The sequence below is a fragment of the Dyadobacter sp. OTU695 genome (assembly GCF_038440355.1).
GTDB lineage: Bacteria > Bacteroidota > Bacteroidia > Cytophagales > Spirosomataceae > Dyadobacter.
On sequence record NZ_JASATN010000036.1, the window covers coordinates 15,065 to 29,326 of the forward strand.

The following is a 14,262-nucleotide window of genomic DNA, read 5'->3' on the forward strand; positions in this document are numbered from 1 at the left end:
CCTGTTCAAGCACAACAAACTAATATGGAACAGCAAAAAATAACCGGTTATGCGCCCGTTAACGGGCTGAAAATGTATTATGAGATTTACGGACGTGGCGATCTGCCGCTGGTGCTCATTCACGGTGGCGGCTCGACGATCGAAACGACGTTCGGCAATATTCTTCCCAAATTCGCGGCATTCAGCAAGATCATCGCCGTCGAGTTGCAAGCCCACGGGCGCACGAGCGACCGCGATGCATCCGAATCGTTTCAGCAGGATGCGGACGATGTCGCGGCGCTGCTCCGGCATTTGAAAGTAGAGAAGGCCAACGTCCTTGGTTTCAGCGACGGCGGCTGCACGACCATGCAGCTGGCCGGCCGTCACCCTGACCTGATCAATAAGATTATCGTCGTAGCCTCGAATTACACCCGTGCGGGTATGATCGACGGTTTTTTTGAAATGATGGACAATGCCTCGCTCGACAATATGCCAGCGCCATTGAAAGAGCATTATCTGAAAGTGAACCCGGATCCGAAAGGCTTGCAAGCGATGTTCAACAAAGACCGCGAACGTCGCCGTACCTTCACCGACTGGCCACAGAGCGACCTTACGCGCATACAAGCGCCCGCGTTGATCATGACGGGCGACAAGGATGTGATCAAAACCGAGCATATCGTCGAAATATCGAAGCTGATTCCCAAGGCGGAACTTGTGGTGCTTCCGGGCGTGCACGGCCAGTTGCTCGGTGAGATTTGCACAGTGAAGGCCGGCAGTAGGCAGCCGGAAATCACGGCGGCGCTGGTAAAGGAATTTTTGGAAGGAAACTAATCAGGCAAGTACCTCCCGGATCCCAGTCCATTTAATTTCCGGATAGCGCGCATTATCAAGCGGTTCAAGTTTAGGTAGGCCGCGGAGCATATCATGAAGGTACTGCATACCCTGCCAAGGCGGGAACACCTCGTCCCGGGCAGGCGCGATCGTGCGCATAATCCTGACCATCGTTGCCAGAAAGCCTAATCCGCCAATTCTCAGCAAACCAAATTCTTTTCCATAGGCCTGGCTGGCAGCCCGTTGTAAGTCCCGTATGGTGGCCACTTCGCCGGCAATGCGCAGGAACCGCGGCGCCTGTGAGTCGAGTGCCGCGACGGCTGTGAATGCGGCCGTGTTGGTAACGGTCGTAAAATCCATCGGTTGGTCTGCATCACCCCAGTAGATCACGCGGTTCAGCTTGGGAAGGATTAATGGTGCCTGACCTTTGAGAAGGTCGGTAAACATGCCATTGAGAACGGAGGTAGCGTGGATCGGAGTTTTATCAAGTATCGACGCAAATTCGCGGCGGAAGTCTAGGTTACGGTTGGAGCCGTCGGGAAGTTTTGTGTAATCAATGCAATAGTCCGAGGGAATAAAACGCGGTACGCCCGCATTCAGGGCCGCTTTCAGCAAGTCCGATTGCGTTTCGACGATCACATCCCGCAAACCTGATAACGCGGAAACAACGCATTGCGCATCGCGGAGCGCTTCCGTGAGGGTAACCGTATTCCGGTAATCAACGGGAATTATCTCCGCCCCGGCTTTTTCAAGGAGTGCAGTTTTGGAAATGGGCGTATTCTTTCGCACGAGCGCCTTTACGTGCGCATGCCGCGCGAGGAGTTCTTTTGCAATTAACGTTCCCAAGTGCCCGGTCGCCCCGGCAACGGCGATAGTTTGGTGTGTAATGTATTGTTGTCCAATCATTTGGTCTCAATTCTGTACAATGCAATAAAAGGTTTGCAATTGCCTGAGTGTACAGAAACAATTATGCCAATTGAAACAAGAAAGGAGAGGCGTTTGACTCTCCGTAATGATTGGTACGGACTGACTTATACCGTTACAAATCCAAAATGTAATCATGCCGGACCACACCGTCCTCCGGCACCTCCCTGAAAAAGCGGAACTGCTGTTTAGTCAAGACGTTAATAGAAGCCTGGTTTTCGGGTATCACCAAGGCGACGAGCGACTCGATGCGGCCGCACTCTCGTGCGTAGGCAATGAGTCTGCGTGTGATTTCGGACGCATAGCCTTTGCCCCAGAATTCGGGCAGCAATGCATAGCCAATTTCGGTGAAGCCGTCCTCGAACGGTACTATTTTTCCCAAACCCACATACATATTTGTGGCGTTTTCGTAAACCGCCACAAAACCCATGTCGCTCTGTTGCCCGTCGGCGCGGAGAGATCTTTCAAATCTTTTGCGGGCACCTTCCACATCCAGACCGCTGCCGCTGATGTACACCATTACATCCTGCTGGGATACGAGCCGGTAATAGTCTTCGAAATGGTCGGGAGTGAATTTTTCGTAGTGTAAACGTTCTGAATAAAACTGCATTGTGAAGTGTAGATGGGATTCTTAATCGGTTACATGGCCAGGGGCTGTGTAGTCTGATTTTACAGCCCTGCCACTCATTGTAACAAAAAGTTGACAGAAAGAATTTGGCTATCTACCGGATTTTTGCTTTCACCGGCAAGTTTTTGTCAATTATTCGCTTGCTGTAAAATCGTAATTTTTCATGCTATCAGTCCACTAACCAAATGTATAGCGGTATAGAAGGGATGGTAGGTGTGCCGTTTTTGTTTACTAAAAAGAGGCGGCAGAAGGTTTCGTCAAATGCAAGCAAAAAAACAGATCATGGAAAATCAAGCCAATATCAGAAATATAGTCAATATCAAAACACCACCTGCACAACCCGGATTTCTTGGACCCGACCACACGGCCCGGGCGGTGGTTTACCACGAATTCGAGCATAGCGATCCGTTCATTTTGCTCATGGACGACTTTTTGGATAAAAAAGATGACGAGCCGGTAGGAGGCCCGCATCCACACGCCGGATTTGAAACTGTTTCGCTTTTGCTCGAAGGCGAAATCGGCGACGAAAAGCATATGATGAAGCAGGGAGACTTTCAAATAATGACCGCAGGTAGTGGCATCGTACATACGGAGACAATTGAAGGCCGGTCACGAATGCGGCTGCTGCAAATGTGGTTGAACCTGCCGAAAGCGGATCGCTGGGCGGCACCGAGGGTACAGGACCTTGCATTTGAAAATGCGCCGGCTACCGAAATGAATGGCGTGAAAACGGTTTTGTACAGCGGCGCGTTTGCTGGGCTTCGTTCGCCGGTGAAAAACCATGTACCGCTTGTTGTTGCCGACATCCGGTTGCAACCAGGTGCGAAGCTTTCCGAATCGTTACCCGCATCCTACAACGCGTTTTTGTATGTCATTGAGGGCAATGTGATGGTAGGGCAGCAGGCATTGGAAATCAATCAGATCGGCTGGCTGAGCCGGGATTCGGCGGATGGGACAAGCTGGCTGGCCATGGTGGCGGGCGCGGATGGCGCGCGCGTAGTGTTGTACGCAGGCGAGCCGCAGCATGACGAGATCGTTTCGCACGGCCCTTTCATTTCCGACCATCAGGAGGAAATCAAGCAACTTTACAGTGATTTCCGACACGGGAAAATGCGGCACGTCTCGACTTTGCCGGAAGGACAGCGGTTTAATTATTGATCCGCAGTCAAAGCGCTTTAACGGGCGGCTAATCTTTCTTAATTTGGGGCACATTCAAACCTGACCAGCAATGAAAAGAGAAAGATTAGCCGCCCTTTTATTAGTGATCCTGTTCGCACCTGTTTTTACATTTGGGCAATCGCCGTTGAAAGGATCGGTAGAGCGCGTTAAAGTACATGGCAAATCGCTTGAAGGCAATCTGGAAGGCAATCCTGTTGATCCCGATGTGTCGGTATACCTGCCACCGAGCTATAAAAAGGAATCGAAGCGTCGCTATCCGGTGATCTATTTGCTGCACGGCTTCACTGATACCGATGCGCAGTGGTATGGGATTGTAAAGCATTGGATCAACCTGCCCGTCATCGTCGACAAGGTATTTACATCTGGTCAGGCGCAGGAGATGATCATTGTCACGCCCAATGCTTTCACACGCAGTGGCGGTAGTTATTATTCCAATTCCATTACTGCCGGTAACTGGGAAGATTTTGTATCCAAAGAGCTCGTTGCCTATATCGATCAGCATTACCGCACGATTGCCAAACCAGCAAGTCGCGGGCTCGCGGGCCACTCAATGGGTGGTTATGGCACGATCCGGATCGGCGAAAGGCACCCGGAAATATTTTCTAGCATTTACCTGCTGAGCCCCTGTTGCCTGACGCCGGGTAACCCGCGGTCTGCCGATGCGATCGCCAAAATCGAGGCAGTGAAAACACCCGACGACATTGCCAAGGCGGATTTTATGACTAAGGCAGCGCTGGCATATGCCGCCGCATGGTCACCTAATCCCTCTCGTCCGCCATTCTACACTGACCCGATCGTCGAAAATGGAAAACTGAATCCGGCGGCCGAAATCAAATGGAATGCCAACATGCCGCTTCCCAGTATCGATCAGTATATTACAAATTTAAAGCAAATGAAAGCAATCGGTTTCGATGCCGGGGATCGTGATCAACCTATTGCTTCCAATATTAAAACCCTGCATGAGGTCCTGGATAATTACAAAATCGATCACTCTTACGAAGAATATCAGGGCGACCATATTAACAAAATAGGCGAGCGGATCGAAACGAGAATGTTGCCGTTCTTTTCTAAAAATCTGGTAATGAAATAACAACCAGAAGTTTCGGAGTTACCCCATTGTTGGCGCATAGGATTTCAGCCTCAGGGTAAAAGACTCGATGTCGTCCGGTGAGAGAAGGATTGTTTTGTTGTCGGTTTTGATGAGCACCAGTTGATCGCGTCGAGTGACGTACCACGTCATTTTGCCGTAAACTGAATTATAAAATTTACCAAAATAGCCCCAAAAGCCGCCTACGCCAAATGTTCGAATGGTGAATTTCAGCTGTTCTTTAGTGAGGATCTGCACAGAATCAAGCGTTTGGAGAGAATAAGCTACGTTGCTGACCGGGCGATGTACGACTAGGGTTTCCTCCGTCAGGGAATACCCAACCGGTCGGTAAATGTAAGCACCGCAGTAAACGGCTGTTAAAATTGCGGTTGAAACGAATGCACCGATTGTCGCCTCGGCCGAAAACGTAAGAAATTCAAAAACGCTGATGCCGACGAACAGCGCCGTCAGTCCGATGGTAATAATTTTGGTGGGTTTGTCGATGGAAGCGCTGTATCTCATGTCGCAGATAGAGAATTGGTAACGGCTAAAAATAGGGATTTTTTGCCTCAAGTCCAGCCATAGCGCAGGCTTTGAGTGAAAGGGAGCACTAAACGCAAGCTCCCTTTCCGATTACTGTACAACTAGCTTTTCAACCGCACTAGCATACCCGATTGCGCTTACAGGACAATCAGGTATTGCTCCAGCTTACAACAGGAGCTGATCATCGCCCTGAAAGGCAAGACCAGCTCCGAATGATGATTGCAGGTATTTTGGCTACATTTTATTCGCTGCGAAGACTCTTGACGGGATTGAGCAATGCAGCCCGTATCGCCTGATAGCTCACCGTCGCCAATGATACCAGGATGGCCAGCATGCCCGACAAGGCGAATGTCCACCATTGAATGCTGACACGATATTCGAAATCGTTGAGCCACAGATCCATTACATACCAGGCTACCGGTACGGAAATGACGATCGAAATAACGACGAGCGCCATGAATTCTCCCGAAAGCAAGGCAGCGATGCTCATCACGGAAGCACCCAGCACTTTCCGGACGCCGATTTCCTTGACCCGGTTTTCGGCCATGTAGGCTGCCAGACCGAACAACCCCAGGCAGGATATGAAGATCGTAAGACCCGCGAAAATGCCTGTCAGCTTGGCTACCCGCCGGGTATCTTCAAATTTCAATGCATAATCCTCGTCGACAAAATGGTATTCAAACGGGTATTCGGGATTATAGCGCCTGAAAATGGCCTCCACTGCCGGCATGATTTCGGCAGCAGGTTTTTCCGCACTGAGTTTCATATGGATTACGTTAAAGTAACTTTGTGCTCCTTCGATGAGTAGCGGGCCCTGGCGGTCATAGGGAGAGCGAATGACAAAATCTTTCACAACGCCCACAACATGGTACACCGCACCATTATCCCTGATCGTTTGCCCCACCGGATCTTTGAAGCCCATGATTTTGGCTGCACTCTCATTGAGAATTACAGCCGAGGAATCGGACGGGAACTTGGTCAGGTCCATATCCCGGCCCTGGATCAATTGCAGGCCGGCTGTTTTGACAAGCCCCTCGTCCTCGGTGAAAATGTCGAAATCGATTTTCTCGGCCATGTTCTTGCCTTGCCATTCAATGCCCCAGGTATCACTGGCTATGCTGCTTAGCGGAGACGAGGTTTTGGTGACAGACGTAGCAATGCCTGCACTGAGCAGCTCGCGTTTGATTTGCGCATAGTGTTTACCCAAATCGCCTGTGATCCAGTGATAAACGACCTGCCCGCGGTCGTAGCCAGGGTCGCGGTTCTGGGCGTGCCGAATCTGTTCAACCACGATGAGCGTTGAGATAATCAGTACAATGGCAAAACTGAATTGTATCACTACCAGCACTTTTCGGGGACTGAATGTAGAATGCGTCCTTTTAAATGCGCCTTTCAAGACACTGATCGGCTTGAAAGACGATAGGTAGAATGCAGGATAACTTCCTGCGATGATGCCTGTAAACAGGATAAATGCAAGAGCCGCACCCCAGAACTTCGGATTGCCTACCGGCACTTCCAGTTCTTTGCCCGTAAGTGTATTGAAAGCCGGTAACGTAAGATATACAACCACAAGCGCGATGGTGCCGGCAATCATTGCGATCAGGATCGATTCGCCGATGAACTGTCCTACCAGAAGTCCCTTGTTTGCTCCGGCAGTTTTGCGGATACCCACTTCCTTCGCCCGTTTTTCGCTGCGCGCGGTGCTCAGGTTCATAAAATTGATACAGGCGATCAGCAGAATGAATGCGGCGATAATGCCAAACAGCCGAACGATGGCGATGCGTCCGCCAACAACCTTGCCGTTCTCAAAATTGGAATACAAATGCCACTGGCTGATGGGGTGGAGGAATACCTCATGTTCTTCGGTTTTATTGGAATGCCGGATCGTAATGTCCCTGATTTTCTCAGCGAACCTCTCCGGATTGGTACCCGGTTTCAGCTGTACGTACGTGTTTACTGTATTGAACGTCCAGCCCTCGTCTGCCGAGCCTATCTTTTTCAGGTAATCAAAGGGAAGGATATATTCAAACCTGAATGCGGTGTTGGGCGGCAGGTTCTGCATAACGCCCGTTACCGTGAAATTGTCCTTGTCTATCGCTATGACTTTGCCCAGCACATCCTCGGTACCGAACATTTTGATAGCCATTTTCTGCGTGACTACTATTGAGTTGACCGAGTTAAGCGCCGTTTGCGGATTTCCCTGCAGCAGCGGGAAATCGAACATGCTTAAAAATGCGGCATCCGTAATAATAGCCTCGCTGGAAATTTTCTTGTCACCCGCACGCGTCACGAACCAACGCGAATAGTTGCGCGAAATGTTGCTCACCTCGGGATATTCCGCTTTCAGGGCAGGGCCAAGCACTTGCGGCGTCGAATTCCAGCATTGCAGCTTGCCGTCGAAAGTTCCGCGGTTCCAGGCTTCGTACAGATAATCCTTGTGCTTATGGAAGCGGTCATAGCTTATTTCGTTATACATCCAAAAAAGGATAAGCAACGCGCTCGCCATGCCTACGGATAATCCCAGGATGTTGATCGCCGAAAAAGCCTTGTTTCGGAGCAGGTTCCTGAACGCGATTTTGAGATAGTTTTTTAGCATCTTTTTATTCTTCCGGACAAATCTGGATTTTTCAATTCAAATAGTCTGCCAGAAGAGTAGTTTGCTGTTAATCAATTGCTTATGAATTATGGTGACGCAATTATTGTCCGGTAACGAACAGTACTCGTTCGCCCGGGGACGCACCGTGGTACCATATTATGCTTTTATTAAAAAAAATCCTGCACCTAATGGCGGTGCAGGAAAATGCAAGGTGTTCATTATCTTCGTGATACAAATCCGAAGAAGAAAAAGAAGATGCTGACTAAGATTTTACTGTTTGTGCTGCTGGTTGTGACCAACATCTCTCTCTACTATTTTGTAATCATTCTCGAACCACAGGCGGATTATCGGGCCGTTTTCATTGTCGTTCGCGCGATGCTCGTCACAAGCGTACTGATGCAAGTGCTTACCGCGACGGGGTTCATGAAAGAAGAAAGATTGTGGTAACTGCATTCGCCGCTATTGGTATAATTCAAATTCCATTATTCCCATCGATCCCCCTTTGTCACCGCTTTTTTCCGGTTTCAAAGACCTGATTTTAAAATAGCGCGCATTCACCGGGTCGAATTTCAGGTCTATATTGAGATCTAAGTTATCTGTTTTGTGTGCCAGGGTGGTCCACGTTTTATTGTCAGGCGATGCCATCAGCTGGAATTCCGTTGAAAAGGCCGTTTTGCCAAACGTGATTTTCGCCTCTTTGATACCATTTTCGACCTTCATCAGATCTATCAGCAATGTCCATGGATATTGCCCTCCGGCCTGTGCCATTGTCGTCGGATCGCCGTCGATACCATTTTCGGCAAAATAAATTTGGCTGGCGGGACCGAGACCGGTATCGTTATTGGCGCGTAGAAAAGCCTGCTTACCAATCGCGACGTTGCCTTTTGCGCCTTTCGGGCCTGCTTTTTCGTACTTAAAATTAATCAACTGTCCGATCTTGTCGTCAATAATGGGCAGTTTGGTGCCTTGTGGGCTCAATATGTTGTAGCCGATTACCCGGTAATCGTCGGTTGCTGGTGTATTCTTAAAATCCTCGGGAGCAAATTTGTCGCTGTTGTTCTCGCGAAAGCCGATGAGGTAGGACTTTCCTGCTTCGAGTGTTATCGGCGGTATCTGGGCGTACTGATAACCGTCCGCCTCGACGGGCAGGCTGGCGGTGTTCAGGGATGCTGTCAGCAAAGGGTAATCGTCCACATAACGCTTGACGATGAGTGAATGCCGGTCATTATTCCCTGCCAGATGCCTGCGGCCCACTTCCGTAAGCCTGATCGGGACGGAGCCTACGGTAATCCGCATACCCCGGTAAAAACCGTTAGGCTCTGTTTTACCGGCCGCAGCCGGGAGTGCCGCTTCACGGGCAACAGGCGCTGCCGAGCGGGCATTCGCAGTTACAGCTGCATTTGTTTTTAATGCATTGAGCACGGTAAAAGTCTTGTCGAACAACTTACTGGCAGGCTTTCCTGGCTCGACGGCAATGGCCTGAACACGGCAGGTCCTGGTAAGCGCGATAGGTCCTTTGTAGGCCTTACTTGCAGTTGTAGGTCGGCTTCCGTCGATGGTATAGTACACTCTCGATCGTGGCGGTGCCGTGAGCGTCAGCTTTTGGCTTCCATCGTAATCGACCGTATCGGAAAGCGAGGCTTGGGGCGTTGCGCTCCAGCCCTGGTTTTTCTTGACAAAACTGGCAATCTGTTTGAGCCTGTCCTGGTAAAGTTCCGGGAAAATATCGCCATCGGCTGTAATCGGGTAGCTCAGCATGTAGGTCGCGCCAACTTCCCAGTTCTTTTTGATATTTCTGATCATCATTTCCACTGGCTTCGGTGATCTGAGTTTCGGATCTTCGCGCCATGACCATGTGTTATCCAGCAGATTATCCACCTCGATCGCCAGTTTCTTTTTGACCGTGGCCGGTTTTGCCACTGCCAGCGCTGTTTCGTGCGGCGACGTACCGCCTTCGTAGACAATCACATCGGTGTTAGGATATTGGAGCACCGTTCCACCGAAGCCCAGACCTGTGTTGTTGGCAAAAATCACTTTTGGGTTATTGGTACGCATAATGGGGATCATCTTGTTCCAGGGAAACCAGTTGTAGTCAAATCCCTGGTATAGCTCGGTAGCGGAGGTCATATCGACCCAAAAACCATCAACTCCCAGCGCGATCAGTTCCCTGATGAGTCCCAGGTTGAGGGTTCCGTAAGTCCCGTCCGGTGCCGTATCGATAACATCTTTGTTCCAGCCATTGTCAGGAGCAATGTAGGCAATGAAGCGAATACCTTTTTTGTGGCAGGCATCCACCAGTTCCTTGACAATGTTACGCTTTGTTTTAAGTTCGAGCTTGCTGGGGGTTGTGGATGGCCAGAGGCGTACGCCGTCACCGGCCTTTACATTGGCCGTTAGTACTTTACCGCCCAGGTCCACCACCGTCTGTGCCCATTGATCGGCGTTGAACTTAGTAATCCTTTTTTCGAATTGGGCAATCCCGTCTTTGCCTTTAAGGCTGGGCGCGCTGTATGCACCCCAGGTGATATAGATGCCGAATTTTGCGTCGGAAAACCATTTCGAGCGGTAAGGCGCTGCCTCGAACATCAGTGTTTTACTAACCGACGCGCCCTTCGAATCAGTGACCTTGGCTGTAAACGAATAATTGCCCTCTTTGGTAGGCATGCCATAAATTCTGCCGTTTTTGTCCAGTTGAAGTCCTTTGGGCAATGCGCCTCCCGCCAATGCCCAAGCGTAGGGAGGAGTACCACCCTCGGCCGTCAGTTGAAAGAAAGGGGAAGGCCCCGCCTCTGTCCAGGATTGATAGGAAATGTTATCGACAAATGCAGGATAGATCGATGTTTTGGGATTTTTGTCGTATTCGGCGGAAGATGTAGTGGTGATGCGAAGCCCTGGATTCTGCCCGGAGCCGGGTAGAGGGATCATTAAAAATATAGACAAGATACCACCCACCAGTTCAGAAATTCTTTTCATAGCAGCAAGGTTGTTTTGGCAAATATGGTTAGAAATACTATGCCAAATGACCACTGGTACATTAAAATTAGCCTGCGACGCGGGCGATTTCGGGTTAATATTGTTACTTTGTCAGAACTTTTACCACGCTATTGCTCCACCAGGATGCGTTGAAATAAACGTCTGATATGTTATTTAATTCGATCGAATTTGCAGTATTCCTCCCTGTTGTTTTCATACTGTATTGGCTTTTGCCAAGGAATACGGTAAAGTATCAAAACATCCTGGTGCTCATCGCCAGCTATTTTTTTTACGGTTGCTGGGACTGGCGCTTTCTCGGTTTATTAAGCTTTTCGACTCTGCTCGATTTTTACAGTGGGCTTCGCATTCACAATTCACGATCTGAAGGTGCCCGCAAGCGGTGGCTTATCGCAAGTGTCACGATCAACCTGGGTTTTTTGGCCTATTTTAAATACTTCGGTTTTTTTGTTGAATCGTTCGCAGAACTGCTTTCCTCAAATGGATTACAAGCCTATTCAAGTACGCTGAATATTATTTTGCCCATCGGGATTTCCTTCTACACATTCCATGGCCTTTCGTACGTGTTTGATATTTATAACAGAAAAATAACACCCACGACCAATTTCATCGATTACGCGCTGTTTGTAAGCTTCTTTCCGTTGCTGGTGGCCGGTCCGATCGAGCGCGCCACGCACCTGCTGCCGCAAATCGAGCGTCCCCGCACGTTTGAATATTCCAAAGCCGTGGACGGACTTCGCCAGATGTTGTGGGGGTTTTTCAAAAAAGTAGTGATTGCTGACGGCTGCGCTGCTTATGCGACTCCGATTTTCAGTGATCCCGGGAGTTACAGCGGTAGCACGCTGGTACTAGGTGCTGTATTCTTCGCATTCCAGATCTACGGTGACTTCTCAGGCTATTCGGACATTGCCCTCGGTACGGCCAGGCTGTTTGGGTTTGAGCTGTTGAAAAATTTCAATTTCCCTTATTTTTCACGGGACATTGCCGAGTTCTGGAGGCGCTGGCACATATCGCTTTCATCGTGGTTTAAAGACTATCTCTATTACCCGCTTGGCGGAAGCCGTTTTGGAAAGCTTAAAACGATCCGCAACACGATGATCATATTTACTGTCAGCGGCTTCTGGCACGGGGCCAATTGGACGTTTATAGCCTGGGGGGTATATCATGGCCTGCTGTTCCTGCCTTTACTGATATTTGACAAAAACCGCAAAAACGTAGGGCCGGTAGCAGCTGGCCGCCTGTTGCCTTCGATTCGTGAGGCATTTCAAATGGTACTTACCTTTTCCCTGGTGACTATTGGATGGATATTATTCCGGGCGGAGAACATAACGAAGGCCGGCAATTACCTGAAAGGCATCGCCAGTAAATCACTTTTATCGGTACCGCTTCATAGTGGTTATCATACCTTGATGATCTTCATCGCATTGATGTTTGGTATCGAGTGGCTCGAACGCGGCAGTAATCATCCTTTTGAAACAGTACATCCCAAATATCCGGTAATCCGCTGGGGAATGTATCTGTTTTTGCTGGTACTATGCCTTGCCAATTACAAACAGGATCAGGAATTTATTTATTTTCAGTTTTGACAATGAAGCGATTTGTCACGCGCACTACCATTTTCGCCGGCTTGGCAATACTGCTACTGGCCGTAGGGCTGTTTATACTTCCCAATCCCGTTGCAAAGCACAACATGCTGGGCGCGTTGCTCGATAAGCATGAAATGCTGCGCAAAACCGGTAGCCCAAGGATCGTTATTATTGGTGGGTCCAATGTCGCCTACGGGCTGGACAGCAAGCGGATACAGGAAGCCCTGCATATCCCGGTGGTCAACGCGGGCCTGCATGCAAGCCTGGGCATGAAATTTTACCTCACCGACGTCAAACCCTATATCCGCGAAGGGGACATCGTAGTGGTAATTCCCGAATACAGTCAATATTATACCGATTCGTTTTACGGGAATATGGAGCTGGTTTCGATCCTGTTCGACGTATACCAGGACGGGAAGAAGCAGGTCGATGCAAGGCAGTGGTGGCATCTGATGCGCTTTATTCCTTTTTACGCAGCGTCAAAGCTGAAAATGCCTAGTGAACCGAGCGTGGCCGCGCCGATTGGTGTGTACGACCGGAAGGCATTCAACAGCTACGGCGATGCATATGTCCACTGGACGATGGCCGGCCGCAAGTTCAAAGCGGCGCAAAAGGCCAGGGACGAAGATCATGTCAATCCTGAGGCGATCAAGCTTCTGGTCGATTTTCAAAAATTTGTGGAAGGGAAAAAAGCCACCATGTTACTGTTGCCGCCTGGCTACCAGTCGACCTCGTTTGTGAACCAAAAGCCGGTGATCGATAAAATTTATAAAGCAATGAAGGATAACCACCTTCCGGTAATCGCTACACCGGAAAGATACGAGTTGCCCGATTCCGTATTTTTTGATACCAACTACCATCTTATCCTGCCCGGGATCGAGCGACGGAGTGATTTGATGATCGAGGACCTTGAAAGGGCATTGACCGGACGGTATGTAAGCCTTGGTCAATAGCCGGTTTTAAAATCTATCAAAAAAGCTGATTTTTGGGGCGGCTTTCATTCAATCTGCTACCTTGAAGTGGACGGCGGAGATATATGAAGCCGTATCCTTCAAATGTAATTGTTCCAAAGGATTTGTAATATTCCGGTAAATTGATAGCTGAATACGTTTTTTGCTATTTTTGCCAATGTCCATTTGCAATCCGCCAATATGAAATTCAGTATCGATCACAAAAGTCCGGTCCCTTTGCATGTACAGGCAGAGAACCTGTTGCGTAGCATGATCAGCTCCCCGGAACACCTGGATGGCAAGTTCCTGCCTAATGAAGTTGAACTGGCAAAGCGACTGGCCATTTCCCGGTCGACGTTAAGACAGGCACTCAACAAGTTGGTTTATGAAGGGTTGCTTATCCGCAAAAAAGGAGTCGGTACGAAAGTAGCGGAACCTGTTATCAGCTCAAAATCGAAAAACTGGCTCAGCTTTACACAGGAAATGAATGCGCGGGGTATCGTCGTCAAGAATTTCGAGCTGCATGTAACCTGGGTGACCCCCGACGAAAAAATTGCCAACTTTTTTGAAATCGGTATGGACAAAAAGGTGCTGAAATTGGAGCGGCTCAGGGGGAAAGCCGAAGGCCCGTTTGTCTATTTTATTTCCTACTTCCATCCCAGGGTAGGGCTTACGGGCGAGGAAGACTTTAAACGCCCTTTGTACGACATTCTCGAAAAGGATCATCTGGTGATCGCCACGTTATCGAAGGAAGAAATCAGCGCGATCTCTGCCGATAAATTTACCGCCGCAAAACTGGAAGTCGAACCGGGAAGCCCGATTCTTTTCCGGAAACGTTTTGTATTTGACCAGGGCGAGCGGCCCATCGAGTATAATATCGGTTATTATCGTGCCGACAGCTTTGTATATACGGTCGAAAGCGTACGGGAGTAGCAGATTGCGTTTGTTGTATACCGTTAAAATGCCGG

The 14,262-nt window shown here is 49.4% G+C and carries 12 protein-coding genes; 7 read left to right on the top strand and 5 right to left on the bottom strand.

The features are described from left to right. Window positions 1-24: 24 nt before the first annotated feature. A complete protein-coding gene (locus tag AAHB90_RS31560; RefSeq protein ID WP_342089323.1) occupies window positions 25-810 on the top strand; it encodes an alpha/beta fold hydrolase in 786 nt (261 codons plus the stop codon). On the opposite strand, the gene AAHB90_RS31565 is transcribed toward AAHB90_RS31560, so the two are convergent. Further along, on the bottom strand, window positions 811-1,716 hold the full coding sequence (locus AAHB90_RS31565; protein WP_342089324.1) for an NmrA family NAD(P)-binding protein: 906 nt from the start codon (window positions 1,714-1,716) through the stop codon (window positions 811-813). A gap of 133 nt (window positions 1,717-1,849) precedes the next feature. After that, a complete protein-coding gene (locus AAHB90_RS31570) occupies window positions 1,850-2,344 on the bottom strand; it encodes a GNAT family N-acetyltransferase (RefSeq protein WP_342089325.1) in 495 nt (164 codons plus the stop codon). Between the two features lie 300 nt (window positions 2,345-2,644). Between AAHB90_RS31570 and AAHB90_RS31575 the strand changes: the two genes are divergently transcribed. Continuing rightward, entirely contained in the window at window positions 2,645-3,520 is an 876-nt protein-coding gene (locus tag AAHB90_RS31575; RefSeq protein WP_342089326.1) for a pirin family protein, read from the top strand. Window positions 3,521-3,590: 70 nt separating this feature from the next. Then, window positions 3,591-4,631 carry an alpha/beta hydrolase gene (locus tag AAHB90_RS31580; protein WP_342089327.1) on the top strand — a complete coding sequence of 347 codons (1,041 nt, stop codon included), beginning with the start codon at window positions 3,591-3,593 and terminating at the stop codon, window positions 4,629-4,631. Window positions 4,632-4,649: 18 nt separating this feature from the next. On the opposite strand, the gene AAHB90_RS31585 is transcribed toward AAHB90_RS31580, so the two are convergent. Continuing rightward, window positions 4,650-5,150, bottom strand: a complete 501-nt coding sequence (locus AAHB90_RS31585; protein WP_342089328.1) for a PH domain-containing protein — start codon at window positions 5,148-5,150, stop codon at window positions 4,650-4,652. A 262-nt stretch (window positions 5,151-5,412) separates the two neighbouring features. Continuing rightward, entirely contained in the window at window positions 5,413-7,767 is a 2,355-nt protein-coding gene (locus AAHB90_RS31590; protein ID WP_342089329.1) for an ABC transporter permease, read from the bottom strand. 255 nt (window positions 7,768-8,022) lie between these two features. Here AAHB90_RS31590 and AAHB90_RS31595 point away from each other — a divergent pair, with 255 nt between their 5' ends. Beyond that, window positions 8,023-8,214: a hypothetical protein gene (locus AAHB90_RS31595; RefSeq protein WP_342089330.1), complete on the top strand. Its 192-nt coding sequence runs from the start codon at window positions 8,023-8,025 to the stop codon at window positions 8,212-8,214. A gap of 12 nt (window positions 8,215-8,226) precedes the next feature. Here the strand turns inward: AAHB90_RS31595 and AAHB90_RS31600 are convergent, their stop codons facing one another. After that, a complete protein-coding gene (locus AAHB90_RS31600) occupies window positions 8,227-10,740 on the bottom strand; it encodes an alpha-L-fucosidase (RefSeq protein ID WP_342089331.1) in 2,514 nt (837 codons plus the stop codon). A 230-nt stretch (window positions 10,741-10,970) separates the two neighbouring features. Between AAHB90_RS31600 and AAHB90_RS31605 the strand changes: the two genes are divergently transcribed. The 3 genes from AAHB90_RS31605 (at window position 10,971) to AAHB90_RS31615 (ending at window position 14,227) form a co-directional block, all read left to right on the top strand. Next, the gene (locus tag AAHB90_RS31605; protein ID WP_342089332.1) at window positions 10,971-12,344 is read left to right on the top strand and encodes an MBOAT family O-acyltransferase; all 1,374 of its coding nucleotides are present in this window, start codon (window positions 10,971-10,973) and stop codon (window positions 12,342-12,344) included. 2 nt (window positions 12,345-12,346) lie between these two features. After that, window positions 12,347-13,297 (top strand): hypothetical protein, encoded by a 951-nt coding sequence (locus AAHB90_RS31610; protein WP_342089333.1) that lies wholly within the window; start codon window positions 12,347-12,349, stop codon window positions 13,295-13,297. Window positions 13,298-13,495: 198 nt separating this feature from the next. Then, window positions 13,496-14,227, top strand: a complete 732-nt coding sequence (locus AAHB90_RS31615; RefSeq protein WP_342089334.1) for a GntR family transcriptional regulator — start codon at window positions 13,496-13,498, stop codon at window positions 14,225-14,227. Window positions 14,228-14,262 lie beyond the last annotated feature (35 nt).